Here is a 14,538-nt window from a genome sequence, read left to right as displayed (position 1 = left end):
GTGAAATGTCTCCCCAGACTCCTCCTCCAAGAACATCGCGGAAGCGCGGCTTCGCGGCCCCTGTGGGCCGGTTTCGCCGTGCGCGAACCCGTCGTTCACGGGGAGCGATCCTGATTGAGGCGACCTACGCGCTGACCTTCCTGACCGGCCTCTCGTTGATCCTGCTCAAGCTTGCGATCAACGTCACGGCGCCCCGTCAGTGGACGCTGCAACAGACGATCACGGACGCCTATCTTACCTATGAGAAGGCGTATGCGCAGCGTCTGCCCTTTGAGGATCTGCTGGCAAACACGTCACCGTGGCCGGTTTATCCGGCCAAGTCGGAGGCGAATGTGGTGTTGGGGAAGTTGCCGGGAGGGAAGGAGATCAGTGGGACGGTGGTCCGGACCCGGACTCCGGATTCGAACAATTTCCCGATCGACGGAGGTAGCGGTACGGTTTCGACCAATCCAGCCGGCATGAAGGTTTGGAAGTTTCAGAGCCTTCTCCTCTATGAAGTGGGTGGGCGTCAGTATGTGAAATCCCGAACCGTGGTGAGATCGCAATGAAGACGGCAAGAACCGCAATTCGGCGAGGGTACACGCTGGTCGAGCTCACGCTGGCGATGTCGGTCGGCATGATGGTGGCTGCCATGAGTCTGATGCTCTTCAATCAGCAGATGAGCTTCCTGAGGATTTTCAGGGCTCAGGATTTCCTCGTCCGGGAGGCCCCCTTGATCAGCAACTACGTGGTGCGGGTCATTAGCAGTGCCGAGGGCTATCAGCTCTTCGCGGACATGAATGCACTGAGGTCCGGCCAGGGGGCGGTTCTGGAGGATGCCAAGGTGCTCGTCTTGCGGTTCATGGAGTCCGATGGCACCGAGAAAGCGGCGATCCTGTCGTTTGAAGATCCGGGAACGGGAACGGGCTTGTACTACCGACTGATCCCCTCGACTGGTGTGGTGGGTCCGGCGGATTGGGCGATATCCAAGGAGCCGACCGATGTGACGTTTTCAGTGGAACAGGGCATCCTGCGGATGACGCTCACGGGGCCCAACGGTGAAGAACTTGTTTACTCAGGAACCCAGCAGCTATGAAACGGACAAAGCGAAACTCACGGCATGAAGGAGGCTATGTCTCCTATCTGATGGTGCTGTCCCTCGGGGTGGTGATGCTGATGATGATGGTCTCATCCTACGAATCCTCGGTGGAATCCCAACGCACGCAGGCAGCGACTACCCTCCGTCTGGACTATGCGGAAAAAGAGGATGCGGTCCTGCGGGCAATCGTTCCGATTACGGCAAACCGTGCAATGCGCTGCATGCAGGATGGATCCGACGAGAGTTCTGCCAGCCGGACTCCGTTGAGGTGGCAGAAGATCTTTCGTTCGGCGATTCTGGAAGGCAATGCCGAGGACTCCGTCGAGGCGGGGCTCCTGACGCGGTTCAATCTTCAAGATGCAGTGATCGGCAATTCGGGTGACGCGTCGACTTTCTCTTCCCAGACATTCTATCCATTGGATTTGGACCGCAGTGCCTATGTGACTCCTGGCCTGAATCAGGACTTCGGTGCCGGATTCCCCGTGCCGCTGGAATCCAACGCAAGTTCGGTCACGACGGTGGATCCAAATTGGCCGGTGATCAGTGATCTGAAGTACTACGGAGATCTGGCCGATGGCCGGGTCGGCGCATCCGTGGATGACTACCCGCAATTCAATCTGATTCCCTACCCGCAGATCAGGTTCGGTTATGCGAAACCGGGTGAACCTTTTGTGGCAAAGAGAAATTGGTGGGCGTTTCGCGTCAATCTGGCAGATCACATGGACACGAAGACAGGCTTGGAGAAGCGCTATCGGGATTTCGTGCTGTCGATCTACGAGGTGCCTTCGCAGCTGGCGATTTCGGCCGAAGCATTCACGGTGCTCGGTCAGCATGCGGATGGTTCCGACTGGCAGAATGCGAGTATTGAAGGTGGGGTATTCGCGAGTCGAACAAAGGTCGGTTCCGGCTTGAATCTGGATTGGGTGTCCGCCCGGCACGGTGTGGATTTGTCGTCGGAGGCCTCCGTGGGAGGCAGTCCGTTGTTGGCGGAGGATGACATCGACTCGTTGGAGTCCGGCGAGGACGGGCAACTGTCGACCAACCCCTTCGCTCCCGGGGTCAGGGAGCGCTACGAGCTTGAACATGGGAGCTTCATGCCCGTCTCGATGTCATCCGAAAGCGGTCGTTCGGCTTTCGTTCCGATCAACCGGGGTGTGGACTTTTTCGATCGGCACGCGCATTCGGCTGAGATCAACACCATCTCGCCGACCACTTGGAACAACTATTCGGTCGGGGCATTGCAGTGCGCGATGCATCTCGACATCAGTGAGGTGCCGGACGTCGATGATCCCATGCCCAGCGAGCTGACCTTCAGCTACCTGAAAAACGGCAACCGCGAGGAACTCGTGATCGACCTTGGCGAGGGACCGGAGGTCGGACTTCCTTCGGGCTACATTCAGTGTGCTGTGGAGCACGAAACCGTGTTTTTCGACCAACCGGTTGACATCGCCTATGGCAAGAACGGGTCATACTACTATGAAACCGGTGTGACGGGCTCGGTAACATTCGACAACGCCCGCTTCGGTGACCCCATTGTGGGTGTGTTCAAGTCGGGCTTCTATCGCCCGAGCTATCCGTTCGAGGTGACGGTGCTTCATGACTCGAAGCCGTGCCTTTCGGTCTATCCTGAACGGTTCGCGGCCTTCCTTGCCCAGCTCGGCGGGGATGGTCCGGATGTGAATCACTCGATCGCGGTGAATGTGGATTACCCGAACTCCGCGTATCTGCAGCGCCCTTCAATTCCGTGCACGGAGTTGGACTATGGAGTCATCCTCAAGGAGTGCCGTGACATGACGAGCTTCACCAAAGGGTTCTCCATGGTCACCAATCTGCGTCTTTACATCGCCGACGACTTCAATGTGGTGGAAGCCGCTATTCCGCCGGGAAGTGGGATTGTGGCACCTTTCTATCCTCCGTGTTCGCTCTTTGCTCCCGAGAAGCGGTATGGAGCGGAAATGGATCCCTACCGGTTGAAGTTGAGTGGCCAGCTGGGAAGTCTCGCCGGAGACTCGGATCGCGGGGTTGACTCGGTACACCTGCTCGACCTGAAGACCGCCACTGAAGCAGAGGTCGACCATGGTCTCGTGGAGGTCAATCTGAGCCCGATCAAGCACCCGGCAGCCTTGCCGCCGATCACGATGATGAACTGGCTCGTGGTCCTCGAGGAACGCAGGCAGGAGATGTACGAGGGCCGTGCGGTGAGTACTTCCAACCCGTAGTTCTTTCTTCGAGGGAATTTTGACCTCGGGGAACGTTGGGACGGGTCAGGCTTCGGAGTAGAGGATGCGTCCGCAATTCTCGCACTGAGCGATTTCCCGCTCCGCCTGGACTTTCACAAGCGTGGACGGAATGAGTTTCACGTGACAGCCGCCGCACTGGCCGGCGTGGACCGGGGCGATGGCGACTCCCTTCTTCTTCACGAGGAGGCGGTCATAAAGGCTCAGTAGCTCTTCTTCGACTTCGGAGGCAAGACGCTCGCGTTCGGCCTGCACTTCCAGTTTTTCTTTCTCGAGATTCTTGCCTCGTTCCTTGAGCGCCGCCAGGTCTTCGTCGACAACCTTCTGGCTCTTCGCGAGCACGGCCTCCGCCTGATCGAGTATCTTTCGCTGGGCGTCAGCCTTTTCCATCCACTCGAGTTGCTGGGTCTCCAGATCGTCGACTTCCGCCGCATAGCGTTCGACCTCGTGTCCGAGGGCTTGAAACTCCTCGTTCTTGCGGGTTTCGAACTGCTGCTGTTTGAGCCGGGTGATCGTGTTCCGGCGGGTTTCCACGTCGAGCTCGACATTCTTTGCCTTCACCCCGAGCTCCATCAGATCGTGCTTGGCGGCGGCCACATTCGCTTCGTCCTGACTGAGCCGGCCCTTGGCTCTGGCCTCCTCCTGGGGGAGGTGGGCGATTTGCTCGTTGAGCTCTGTGAGGCGGCGATCCCTTTCTTGAAGAACCAGAAGACCTGCGATGGGTGCGAACATGGCCACTGCTTAGCGGGTCGGAACGGGGCCGACAAGCTTGCTGGACGGGTATTGCCATTGGGTGGGTTCTGCGTTCATGATGGCCCCGCCGATGGAAAATCCGAATTTGGAACCCGAGATGGTGTCGATCCGCTGCCCCGGGTGTGGTCAGAGGTTCAAGGTGTCACCCGAACTCGAAGGGAAGATGGTCGAATGCGGAAGCTGCGACCATCGGTTCCGCGTGGGCGAGGAGGTCACGATTCGGAGCAAGAAGTTCTATCCGGGGGAGCGGAAGGACCCATCGTTGGAGCGTTTTGGCAGGGTTCCCTTGCAAAGCGGGCCCGCTCCGCAATTCGAGGCCGCACCCATGTCCATGGTGCAGGAGCATCAGGCGGAGCCCCACGTGTTTGTCGAGCCGGTGTCACCTCAACGTGTCATCCTGGGATTTGCAGGAGTGATCGGAGCTGCCATTGTGGCCCTGATCATGGTGTTCGGTGGTAGCCCGGGCGGCATGCTCGACGGCGCACCGATGAGCAACCGGCTCGTCCTCGTCGGTTTCACCAGCTTGGTAGCCTCACTGCTGGTGTTCATTGCCAATCGGCACCAGCGCCTGAAAGCGGTTTTGGGATCCCTCGCGATCTTCGGATGCCTGATGCCGCTGCCATTTGTCTTTCGTCAAGGACTCCCTACGGACACGACGCCGGTGCCGATGCCGCTCGAGCCGGCAGGAGGGCTGACCTCCGAAGGGATCATTTCCATCGAGGAAGATCCGTATGCGGAGTTGAAATCCGAGATTGGTTACAGCAAGCTGGCTGAGGCTCTGGAGGTCTATGGCGCGGACGGGGTCAGCCAAGGCAAGACTGCCGTTGGGGTTTGGGTAAGGGACATCCGGTTGTTCAATCTCGATCAGGTTTTCAATTTCCTGGTCCGCTCGACCGGTGCGAGTGCCGAGTCCTGGAGTTATCCGCGGCCTCCATCGGACCATCTGGTGGTTCTTCGTGATGTGCCGCCCGGCCTGACGTCGATTGCCGAGCTCTGTGATGAGTTCGGGTCGGTGGAGAGGGTGATTGATGAACTCAACCTGATCGAGGTGAAGGTCGACAATCAGACCTTCCTGCAGGGGGAGTTGGACAAGATGCAGGACCCTGGGGATCCGTCGTTCTACGAGCTCAATCGCCGCGAGTTGGAGAGTATCGATCTGCAACGCGCCCAATCGGCGGTGAAGCGCCTCGTCGAGGTCGAACCGAAGCTCTACCGGAGTGACATTGTGAAGCGCTTGCAGGAACTCTTCGAGGAAGGTGACCTTTCGATGAAGCGAGACGTGGCACGTGCTCTGATCAATTGGGCGGCGGATGATGACGGATCGATCGCGGCCGTGCGGATCGCAGCGAGCGAACTGCAGTCCAATGGAGAAGAGGTTCCGGATAGTGTGATTCAATTCCTCGTGAAAAAGCGCGATGAGGGCTCGATCGATCTGATCCATGCGCTGTGGTTGAAAGAGCCTCAGGACTGGGAAGCCTTGTACGGGGATCTCGGAGCCATGATTGAACCAAGCCTCCTTTCGGGCTTCGAATCGTATGACCCTCTGGCCCAGCTCTCCGCGGTCCGACTTCTTGCCAGGGTGGGGACCTCGGCGGCACTTCCTGCATTGAAGAAGGCAAGGGAAGATGCCTCAGCGGAGGTGAGGGTATCGATGGATCGGGCGATTGATGTGATTTCCAAGCGCGAGCCATAGGTTGTGCAGGCGGGGTCAGCTCGACGTATTCGCCGGGGCTCGATTGCCCTTGCCTGTGCGCTGAATGGCGGAGTTAATGCGCGCGCCCGAGCTGGAAGTCCCGGGAGTCGATTGTTGAATGCCACCGTGGCGGAATTGGTAGACGCCGCGGATTTAAAATCCGTTGCAGGGTAACCTGCGTGGGGGTTCGAGTCCCCCCGGTGGTACTTGTCAGCCTGGTTTCGAGGGGGCTCCGATGTCTCGGTAGAACTGCATCGAAGGAAGGGGGAAGACCCTCAAGCGGAGCGGTCCGGCAGGCTAGAGCCGTCGACCCAGCTGCCTTCCACGAGGATCTGACGGAAGATGTCGGGGATGCCCCGGGAACCGTCGTTGATCAGTGAGTTCAGCATCAGGAAACCGACCCGGCCGATTTCCTCGGGGTGCTGGTCGATGCCTGAGTCCACGTTGGTGTCGAGGATGGTGGTGGCGGCCACGGCGATGTCGTCAGGAACCGTGAGTTGTTCCCGCTTCAGCATGGCAGGAAGGTCCGTCAGAGTGGTGAAGATGGCATCCGGGCGGTGTTCGTCGAGCCAGGCCCGGAGGCTGGCGCGGACTTCGTCAGGCTTGCGCCGGCGGAGGAGGAGCGGGGGCAGCTTGACGCAATCATCGATCATACGTTGGCCTCCGATGTAGCCGAGTTCGAAGAGCATGCCATTGTAGCGGAACTCAAAGTTGTGGGCGACGAAGCCGATGCGGCGGTATCCTCGCTCATGCATCTTCTGGAAAGCGAGGATGGTATTCGCCACCTGGTCGGCCGTGACGATGTGGCAGGAGGGTGATTGGAGGGTGCGACCGAAGCGGACGACGGAATACTTGTCCCATGGGAAATTCTTCCAATCAGGCTGATTGTGGTGAGGTGGCAGGAGAAGCCCACGAATCCCACGAGTGTCGAGGATCTGGTGAAGCCGTTCGGGGGTGAAGTTGGCGTCGAGGCGGAACTCCTCCAAGCGGTAACCGAATTTCTCCGCGGCCTTGCTGGCACCCTGCCAGTAGCTGTCGAACTCCCGGTGCGCACGCAGGTCCTTCGGGTCGGGCCAGGCGTTGATCCAGGCGATCGATGCGGTGATCGGCTGATCCGTCCGGCTGCGGCGGTAGGTGGCGAGCGCTGCCAGCATCGGGTCGGGTTGATAGCCGAGTTCCTCGGCTTTGCTTTTCACCTTGGCGCGCATCTTTTCAGAGATCCGGGGATGATCTCGCAGAGCAAGCGAGACGGTCGAGTGGCTCACACCCAAGGCGGCGCCAATGTCGCGAAGGGTCACGTGTTTCCCTGATGGTCCGGATTTACTCATGTGAAATCCCGGAAAGTCAACAGGGTGACCGGAGGGAGTGCCAGCATAGAGTCTGGAAGTAGGCATGATTTTTAGGCTGTGGAGGCTCGGACGACGACGGGGCTTCTTCATGCAGGCTTTCCTTCCGATCCCATGATGAGATTTCTCCCCGCGTTGGCTGTGCTGCTGAGTTGCCTCGTGTCGGCTGCGGCTTCCCCTGAGGGCGACGAGGACCGCAAGACAGTCGTCTGTTTCGGTGACAGCATCACCAAGCGTGGCTACCCGGAGATCTTGGGTGAGACGCTCGGAGTGAATGCGGTGATGGCCGGTGTGGCTGGTCATTCATCCGCGGCGGGCCTGAGGCGGATGAAGAAGGATGTGCTCGATCAGGAACCGGACGTGGTGGTGGTGTTCTTCGGGACCAACGATGCCCGTGTGGATGCTCCGCGGGTTCATGTGCCGGTGAAGCAGTATCAGGCGAATCTTGAGAAGATCGTCGATGCCTGCCGGGAAATCGGCGCCAAGGTGGTGGTCTGCACCTTGCCCCCGATCGACGAGAAGATCTACTACACCCGTCATGAATCGGATCTCTACGAAGCGGCGGGAGGGATACCCAAGCTGTGGCAGAGCTATCGACAGGCAGCCATCCAGGTGGCAAAGGGTCACAACCTGACCCTGGTTGACCTCAATCAGGAGTTGGAATCCGAGCCCGGGTGGTTGAGCAAAGACGGGGTGCATCCGTCGCCTGCCGGGACGAGGAAGATTGCGGCATTGATCTCTGCCGCCGTGAAACCACTCATTGAGGAAGAGTCATGATGGAAATTCGATATTGGATGAAGCAGGTGCGGGCGGTTTCGCTCGTCGTAGCGGTGGCTGCCATGCAGTGGGGTGTGGCCGCCGGGGCTGACGAAGGGCGGGGTCCCAATGTGATCCTCATCATGAGCGATGATCAGGGGTGGGGGGATGTGGGTTTCAATGGAAATGATGAGATCAAGACACCGCAGTTGGATCAGATGGCGGAAAATGGTGTGCGGTTCGATCGCTTCTACGCTTCCTCGCCGTTGTGCTCACCGACACGGGGAAGCTGTCTGACCGGGAGGTTTCCGTTTCGCTTCGGGATTCTCGCGGCGCACACCGGAGGCATGCGGGTGGGCGAGATCACGGTGGCGGAGATGCTCAAGGACGAAGGGTATGCGACCGGCTTTTTCGGCAAGTGGCACGTGGGGTGGATCGAGCCCGATCAACCGGGGTCACGGGGATTCTACTCGCCGCCCTCTCATCATGGTTTCGACGAGTACTTTGCCACGACGAGCGCCGTCCCGACCTGGGATCCTTGTGTGACTCCCGATGGCTGGAGCAAGTGGGGGGCTGAACCGGGTGAACCGTGGAAGGGTGGAGCGCCGTATTTGCAGGACGGTGTGCCGGTGACCGAGAACGTGGCGGGCGACGACAGCCGTGTGATCATGGATCGGGTGATCCCCTTCATTGAGAAGAACCGCAACGGGCGCTTTCTCGCCACGGTGTGGTTCCATGCTCCCCACGAACCGGTTGTGGCAGGAGAGGAATACAAGAAATTGTATCCCAAGGCGGGTGAAACGCGGAAGAATTACTATGGTTGCATTACTGCGATGGATGAGCAGATCGGTCGGTTGCGTGCCAAGCTGAGGGAGTTGAAGATCGAACGTGAGACCGTGGTGTTCTTCTGCAGCGACAATGGCCCGGCGGATCCGATGGTGAAGAAGGGGGTCGCTTCAGCAGGAGGGTTCAAGGGGCACAAGCACACCATGTATGAAGGGGGCCTTCTGGTTCCCGCCTGTGTCGAGTGGCCGGGAATGCTGAAACCTGGTGGCAAGACCATGGTGAGATGCTCCACGGTGGATTTCTTTCCGACCATTGCGAATCTGACCGGATACGAGTTCCGGTCGAAGGACAAGCGCCCGATCGATGGGATCGACCTGATGCCGGTGGCGAAGGGAGAAGTCGACGAACGGGGGAAGGATCTGTTCTTCGGATACCGCCGTCTGGTGCAGGGCACCGACGGCATGTCCATCATCCGTGGCGACATGAAATTGCTTCGTGAAGCGAAGCCCAGTGGTCGGCTCCGGCTCTACGATCTGTCGCGAGACCCCTTCGAGAAGAAGGATCTGGCCAGCGAGTTGCCGGAGAGACTCGCGGAGCTTGAGAAGGCGATGCTGGATATCGACCGGAGCTGCCAGCTCAGTCGCGACGGACTGGACTATCGCTATTGAGGGTCTGGTTGGACTGGCGCTGCTCTTAGGTGGGAGACGGTCATACCACTGGCAAGGTGGGCCGGATCAATGCCCTGAAAACCGCGCCATTCGGGTCAGGCAGGTTGAGGTGGATCGGAACATGATAAACATCCGCCCGTCGGTGTCGATGGGCTGTTCCTACGACTGTTTCCCCTGCACCCATCCAGTGGCGAGTGGCACGGCTCCCGGCCCGACGAGCCAAGTCCGCTTACCTCCCATTCCTGCGGGGTTCCGGCAATTCCTTCGTTCCCCATGCCTTGTTCGGTTCCGGACCCAGGACGAGTTCCAGGGTTCCACCTTTTTCAAATTCGGAATGTGGGAGAAGAAAGGAATCCCATGATTTGCCGTTGAGCTTCGCGGATTGGATGTAGCGGTTCTGGGGGCTCTGGTTCTTCGTGGTGATGGTGAACTCGCCGCCGTCGTGGTAGTCGGGGTTGAGTTTGATGGTTACCTTGTCGAAGACGGGGGCGAGGATGTCGAAGTTGGGGTTCTGAGCGGCTCCGCCTGTCATGTCGAACAGACCGATCGCCATCAGGGCGCTGAGTGCTCCCATCTGTCCCTGGTCCTCGTCACCATTGTAGCCACCATCGGGGGTGATGTCGGAGAAGGTCTTGTCGAGAACTTCGCGGACCCAGTATTGGGAAAGCCAGGGTTTCCCGATGTGGGAGAACACGTGGGCCAGCCCGGTCGACGGTTGATTCTGGTAGTCGACCCAGGAGATGGCGTGGTTGCCGTGCTCGGCGATGAAGCGAACGGGAGCCGCTTTCTCGAAGTTGCTGTTGAGTCGGTCCGCCATGGCGTCGGCGCTGCCGAAGAGGTCGGCGAGCCCCTTCAGGTCATGGGGGATGTAGAAGGTGTAGATGGCCGAGGCGGACTCGACGAAGCCGGGGGAAGTGAAGCCACCCTGTTCGTTGATCGGCTTGAAATTCTTGTACCAGCTTCCATCGAGGTTGCGTGGGCGCATCCAGCCGATCGATGGGTCCCAGAGGTTCTTGTAGTTCGTGGCGCGCTTCTCCAGCAGTTCGGCTTCCTCGTTGTAGTCGAGGGATCTCGCGAGTTGGGCGAGACACCAGTCCTGATAGGAATACTCGAGCGTCTGGGCTGCGCCCTGACGGTGTCCTCCTTGAGACTTGGGAATGCCGAGCGGCACATAGCCACGATTGACGTAGTAGCTCATGCCGCCCCCGTTGGAATACTTCTGGGTTTCGTAGCCGGCATGGTCACGGATGCCGCCTGGAAATGCATTCCGCATCAGTCCATCGAAGGCGATCTGCTTGTCCCAATTGCGGATGCCCTTGTGGTACGCAGCGGAGAAAAAGGAGGTCGCTGGATCCCCGATCATCACAAAGGTGTAGTTGCCACCGGATGGTCCCCGGGGAATCATGCCACCGTTCTGATACATGTTGATCATGGTGTCGGCGAAATCATCCATGAGCTCCGGCCAGGCCATCGGCCAGAGCACGTTGAGGGACCATTGGGCACCCCACAGGGCGTCGAAGTTGTAGTGGTGACGTTTGCCCTTCCGGACGACGGTTTCCGGGCCGGTGTTGTCCGGGTAGGACTTGTCGACGTCGCTGATGATGCGCCGGCCCAAGTGAGCGTGCCACAGGTCGGTATAGAACTTGGTCTTCTGCGCGTCCGTACCTCCCTCGACCTCGATGCGGCCGAGCCAGTCGTTCCATTGGTCGTAGGAATCCTGCACGACCTTTTCGAAGTCCCAGTGCGGCAGCTCGGCGGCGAGGTTCCGGCGGGCTCCTTCAAGGCTCGTGTAGGACAGGCCGACCTTCATCTGGAGCGGTTTCCCGAGCTTGCCGAAGTCGACGACCACCTTGCCGTTCTTCCAATCGCCGACGGCTTCGGCGGGATGATCGAATTCCGCGACGTAGTAGACGGTGAACTCCTTTTTCCGGCGTCCCGAAGGGCCCATGGTTGTGGATCCTTCGATGGCCATCTTGTCCTCACGGAGTTCGGCGACCGGGTCGATCATCTCGTGATCCATGAGTTTGCGCCCGAGGTCGAGGATCAGGTGGGCGGCTTCGTCTTTCTGGTAGGTATAGCGATGGAATCCGACCCGGGTGGTCGAAGTCAGTTCGGCGGTGACGCCGTGATCGTCGAGGTGGATCTTGTGGTAGCCTGCTTTGACGATTTCGCCGTCGTGGGAGAACTTCGAGGCGTAGTCCTTGTGGTTCGAACTTTCCGCGACGGGCATGACGGGCAGGCCGGCGATCTGCCAGCCGTGGATGTGGCTGAAGCACTGGATCTTCTCGTCGTAGTAGCGGTAGCCGGACTTCCAGGTGTGATCGGTCTTCGTATCGGGGCTCAGATTGACCATGCCGAATGGCCGGCAGGCGGAGCTGAAGAAGAAGAAGCGGGGCTCTTTGGTGTCGATCTGTGGGTCGATCCAATCAACGGGCGATTTCTCAGCGGCGACGGCGCTGACGGTCAGTAGGGCGAAGAGAAGGGAGCGTAGCATGTTATTGAGAGTCGAGTTGGTTGAGGGCGAAGGCGTAGGCACCGATGGCCACGGCTTCGCTGGTGCCGAGTCGGGAAATGCCGACACCGACACGCGGCATGGGATCGTATTGAGTGGTCCGGGTGGTACCGGGGATGATGATTTCGCGGGTGTCACCCTTGAGGAAGGTTTCCACCTGGGTGGGGTCCTCGAGGTTGAAGGCGAGTTGGGTCAGCCTCCTCTGGGTCTCGCCGTTCGGAGTACGGAAGTTGCCGTTGATCTCGGCAATGATGGAGGGGAGGAAGAGTGGATGGGCGCCGGAAATGCCGCCGCCGATGACGGCGAGTCCGTCGATCAGAGTGAGTGCCTGGGCGATCGCGTCGCCGGCGACTTCACCGAGGCGCTGGAAGGCTGCGACCGCGGCCTGCTGGTTTCCCTCGGTCGTTCCCACACCAATCTCGTAGATGGTTCGAGGATCAGGTGCCTCGTCGAACGGAATGCCCGTTTGTTCCGCGTAGGTGCGACGGACGGCGCGGATGCAGGCACCTTCTTCGGCGGGCATGTCGCGGTCGATCTTGTTGCGGAGAGTCCAGACTTCCGCGGCGCTGATGTTGTCGCCGAGAAAGAGCTGACCGTTGCGGACGATTCCACCGCCAAAGCCGGTTCCGAGCGTGACGCCGAAGAGGTTGCGATAGCGTTTCGGGCTGCCTGCCTTGGCAAGAAGTTCGTTCACTTCGGGCAGGAGGCCGGCGATCGCTTCACCGTAGACGAAAAGGTCGCCGTCGTTGTTGATGAAGGTAGGAATGTCGAATACCTCCTCAAGCATGGCCTTGAGAGCGACACCGCCCCGGAAGCAGGGCAGGTTCTTGAGGTCCCCGACGATGCCGTTCGGGTAGTCGCAGGGTCCGGGAAACGCGAAGCTGATGGCGACCGGGTTGTCCGGCAGTGAGTTCCGCACCCGCTTGAAACCATCGACCAATGTGGCGAGGCAGAGTTCCAGGTCGTGGGCATTCGAAGGTACGGAGAACGGCTCGATGGCGGGTTCGTTTCCACGGATGGCGGAGAACTTGAAGTTCGTTCCTCCCGCATCAAGCGCCATGACGGCGCGCTCGTCGGTATTCGGGTTGGCAGACATGGTGGATCGGCGTGATCGAACCGGAGAGACCTTACGCGGATGGGGGTGGGGCGTCTGCCTCACGGCCAAGTTTCGATCCAATGAAGCCGAAGAAGGCGAGGTAGAGGTAGCTGACCAAAACGATGGAGAGTGAGAGGCGGACGCCCATCAGGTCCATCATCGATCCCTGGATCGCCGGGAGGACGGCACCACCGACAATCATCATGACGAGCAACGAGCTGCCTTGTGAGGTGTCTTCTCCGAGCCCGCGAATGGACAGGGTGAAGATGTTCGACCACATGATCGAGTTGAAGAGTCCGATGCCGACGATGGACCACAGCGCGAAATTGCCGGAGGTGGTCATGGCGAGGACCGACAGCACGGTGGCGATCAGTGCGAAGAGTCCGACCATGCGCCCGGCCTTGGCATTGCCGAGGCGGAAGAACAAGAAGCTAAGGGCGACGGTGACGAGGTAGGGCCAGATGTCACCGAATTTCATGTCGGAATCCGCAGATGCCGAGAGGAAGATGACGCCGATGGATACCGCTGCGGCAAGAAGCATGAAGGGATACTTCTTCGCTTCTGCAAGACCGCTCAGGGAGATGGCTCCCATGAGGCGGCCGATCATCAGGCCGCCCCAGTAGAAGGCGAGATACTTGACGCCCTCTTCTTCGCTCAGCCCGGCGATCTCGCTGTCGCCGAGGTAGTTTACGAGGATGCTTCCCACGGTTACCTCGGCACCGACATAGAAGAAGATGGCGAACCAGCCCCAGATGAAGTGTTTGTGGCGGAAGACCTTGATGCCTGCCTCAACCTTCCCGTGCTGTTGGAAGGTGGGAAGCTTGATGAACTTGATGGCCGCGGCGATCAGGAAGAGGACCACGGCAAGACCGATGTAGGGTGCCTTGACCGATTCGAGTCCGGTGTCCTCCTGCCCCTTGAAGAGAAAGTAGCCGCCGATCAGTGGGGTCAGGACATAGCCAAGTGAGTTGAGGCCCTGGGAGAGGTTCAATCGGGACGAGGCGGATGACTCGGGTCCGAGAATCGAAATGTATGGGTTTGCCGCGATCTGGATCAGGGTGACGCCGCTGCCCAGCAGACAGAGGGCGGTCAGGAAGAGGGGGTAGGACTTGGCGTTGGCGGCCGGGTAGAAGACGAGACAGGCACCTGCGGTCAGCAACAGTCCGATGATCAGGCCGTTCTTGTAGCCGATCTTGTTGATGGGATCTCCCTTGGAGGCGGAGATGATGAAATAGATGAAGGAGACGAGGAAGTAGGCGCCGAAGAAGAAGGATTGAACGAGGTTGGCCTGGAATTGGGTGAGGTCGAACTCCGCTTTGAACTTCGGGATCAGCAGGTCGTTCATGCAGCTGATGAAGCCCCACATGAAGAACAGCGAAGTGACGATGACGAATGCGAAGCGGTTGCCGGACGGCGCAGGTTTTTCGGACATGGGTTTACGAGCTGGTCACGGAATTCTGTTGGGCGCGGATGGGGGTTCAAGGGATGTGGTGCGAACCCTGTTGACCTCTTGGAGTGGATCAGGAAGGCATGGATATTATTGCTGAGTTCACATCCATTTTCGAGGTCCCCCGGCACACCTTCTGCTCGGCGGGGCCGTCCCTCCCGAATTC

Annotated in this window: 11 protein-coding genes and 1 tRNA gene; 7 read left to right on the top strand and 5 right to left on the bottom strand. The window is 59.4% G+C overall.

Features of this window, described 5'->3' with window-relative positions:
- Nucleotides 1-5: 5 nt before the first annotated feature.
- From JIN81_RS11575 to JIN81_RS11565, 3 genes are read left to right on the top strand one after another with little or no spacing between them, the layout of a single operon-like run.
- A complete protein-coding gene (locus JIN81_RS11575) occupies nt 6-548 on the top strand; it encodes a hypothetical protein (RefSeq protein ID WP_200279441.1) in 543 nt (180 codons plus the stop codon).
- Nucleotides 545-1,075: a PulJ/GspJ family protein gene (locus tag JIN81_RS11570; RefSeq protein WP_200279438.1), complete on the top strand. Its 531-nt coding sequence runs from the start codon at nt 545-547 to the stop codon at nt 1,073-1,075. Before JIN81_RS11575 ends, JIN81_RS11570 begins: the two co-directional genes overlap by 4 nt.
- A complete protein-coding gene (locus tag JIN81_RS11565) occupies nt 1,072-3,297 on the top strand; it encodes a hypothetical protein (RefSeq protein WP_200279435.1) in 2,226 nt (741 codons plus the stop codon). Before JIN81_RS11570 ends, JIN81_RS11565 begins: the two co-directional genes overlap by 4 nt.
- Nucleotides 3,298-3,342: 45 nt before the next feature.
- Here the strand turns inward: JIN81_RS11565 and JIN81_RS11560 are convergent, their stop codons facing one another.
- Complete coding sequence (locus JIN81_RS11560) at nt 3,343-4,047, bottom strand: zinc ribbon domain-containing protein (protein ID WP_200279432.1); 705 nt, start codon at nt 4,045-4,047, stop codon at nt 3,343-3,345.
- A 91-nt stretch (nt 4,048-4,138) separates the two neighbouring features.
- Here JIN81_RS11560 and JIN81_RS11555 point away from each other — a divergent pair, with 91 nt between their 5' ends.
- Together JIN81_RS11555 and JIN81_RS11550 are read left to right on the top strand one after the other, a co-directional pair.
- Nucleotides 4,139-5,761: a hypothetical protein gene (locus tag JIN81_RS11555; protein WP_234044778.1), complete on the top strand. Its 1,623-nt coding sequence runs from the start codon at nt 4,139-4,141 to the stop codon at nt 5,759-5,761.
- Nucleotides 5,762-5,881: 120 nt separating this feature from the next.
- Nucleotides 5,882-5,967: transfer RNA gene (locus tag JIN81_RS11550), tRNA-Leu, on the top strand.
- Between the two features lie 69 nt (nt 5,968-6,036).
- On the opposite strand, the gene JIN81_RS11545 is transcribed toward JIN81_RS11550, so the two are convergent.
- A complete protein-coding gene (locus JIN81_RS11545; RefSeq protein ID WP_200279426.1) occupies nt 6,037-7,089 on the bottom strand; it encodes a LacI family DNA-binding transcriptional regulator in 1,053 nt (350 codons plus the stop codon).
- A 132-nt stretch (nt 7,090-7,221) separates the two neighbouring features.
- Here JIN81_RS11545 and JIN81_RS11540 point away from each other — a divergent pair, with 132 nt between their 5' ends.
- Nucleotides 7,222-7,884 (top strand): SGNH/GDSL hydrolase family protein, encoded by a 663-nt coding sequence (locus JIN81_RS11540; protein WP_200279422.1) that lies wholly within the window; start codon nt 7,222-7,224, stop codon nt 7,882-7,884.
- Nucleotides 7,881-9,317, top strand: a complete 1,437-nt coding sequence (locus JIN81_RS11535) for a sulfatase-like hydrolase/transferase (RefSeq protein ID WP_200279418.1) — start codon at nt 7,881-7,883, stop codon at nt 9,315-9,317. Before JIN81_RS11540 ends, JIN81_RS11535 begins: the two co-directional genes overlap by 4 nt.
- Before the next feature lie 229 nt (nt 9,318-9,546).
- On the opposite strand, the gene JIN81_RS11530 is transcribed toward JIN81_RS11535, so the two are convergent.
- Genes JIN81_RS11530 through JIN81_RS11520 form a run of 3 tightly spaced genes read right to left on the bottom strand, consistent with a single transcriptional unit; the run spans nt 9,547 to nt 14,357 of the window.
- Nucleotides 9,547-11,811 carry a GH92 family glycosyl hydrolase gene (locus tag JIN81_RS11530; protein ID WP_200279415.1) on the bottom strand — a complete coding sequence of 755 codons (2,265 nt, stop codon included), beginning with the start codon at nt 11,809-11,811 and terminating at the stop codon, nt 9,547-9,549.
- Between the two features lies 1 nt (nt 11,812).
- Nucleotides 11,813-12,925 carry an ROK family protein gene (locus JIN81_RS11525; protein WP_200279412.1) on the bottom strand — a complete coding sequence of 371 codons (1,113 nt, stop codon included), beginning with the start codon at nt 12,923-12,925 and terminating at the stop codon, nt 11,813-11,815.
- Nucleotides 12,926-12,956: 31 nt separating this feature from the next.
- Nucleotides 12,957-14,357, bottom strand: coding sequence for a sugar MFS transporter (locus tag JIN81_RS11520; RefSeq protein WP_200279409.1), 1,401 nt, complete (start codon nt 14,355-14,357; stop codon nt 12,957-12,959).
- Nucleotides 14,358-14,538: the final 181 nt, after the last annotated feature.

Origin of the sequence: Haloferula rosea, from assembly GCF_016595525.1 — a bacterium.
GTDB classification, from domain to species: domain Bacteria; phylum Verrucomicrobiota; class Verrucomicrobiia; order Verrucomicrobiales; family Akkermansiaceae; genus Haloferula; species Haloferula rosea.
This window is presented reverse-complemented; position numbering and strand designations above follow the sequence as displayed.

What these genes read in the sequence shown, in the direction of transcription:
- JIN81_RS11575 (WP_200279441.1), top strand. Translation starts at nt 6, where the DNA reads ATGTCTCCCCAGACTCCTCCTCCAAGAACATCGCGGAAGCGCGGCTTC.
- JIN81_RS11570 (WP_200279438.1), top strand. Translation starts at nt 545, where the DNA reads ATGAAGACGGCAAGAACCGCAATTCGGCGAGGGTACACGCTGGTCGAG.
- JIN81_RS11565 (WP_200279435.1), top strand. Translation starts at nt 1,072, where the DNA reads ATGAAACGGACAAAGCGAAACTCACGGCATGAAGGAGGCTATGTCTCC.
- JIN81_RS11560 (WP_200279432.1), bottom strand. Translation starts at nt 4,047, where the DNA reads ATGTTCGCACCCATCGCAGGTCTTCTGGTTCTTCAAGAAAGGGATCGC.
- JIN81_RS11555 (WP_234044778.1), top strand. Translation starts at nt 4,139, where the DNA reads ATGGAAAATCCGAATTTGGAACCCGAGATGGTGTCGATCCGCTGCCCC.
- JIN81_RS11545 (WP_200279426.1), bottom strand. Translation starts at nt 7,089, where the DNA reads ATGAGTAAATCCGGACCATCAGGGAAACACGTGACCCTTCGCGACATT.
- JIN81_RS11540 (WP_200279422.1), top strand. Translation starts at nt 7,222, where the DNA reads ATGATGAGATTTCTCCCCGCGTTGGCTGTGCTGCTGAGTTGCCTCGTG.
- JIN81_RS11535 (WP_200279418.1), top strand. Translation starts at nt 7,881, where the DNA reads ATGATGGAAATTCGATATTGGATGAAGCAGGTGCGGGCGGTTTCGCTC.
- JIN81_RS11530 (WP_200279415.1), bottom strand. Translation starts at nt 11,811, where the DNA reads ATGCTACGCTCCCTTCTCTTCGCCCTACTGACCGTCAGCGCCGTCGCC.
- JIN81_RS11525 (WP_200279412.1), bottom strand. Translation starts at nt 12,925, where the DNA reads ATGTCTGCCAACCCGAATACCGACGAGCGCGCCGTCATGGCGCTTGAT.
- JIN81_RS11520 (WP_200279409.1), bottom strand. Translation starts at nt 14,357, where the DNA reads ATGTCCGAAAAACCTGCGCCGTCCGGCAACCGCTTCGCATTCGTCATC.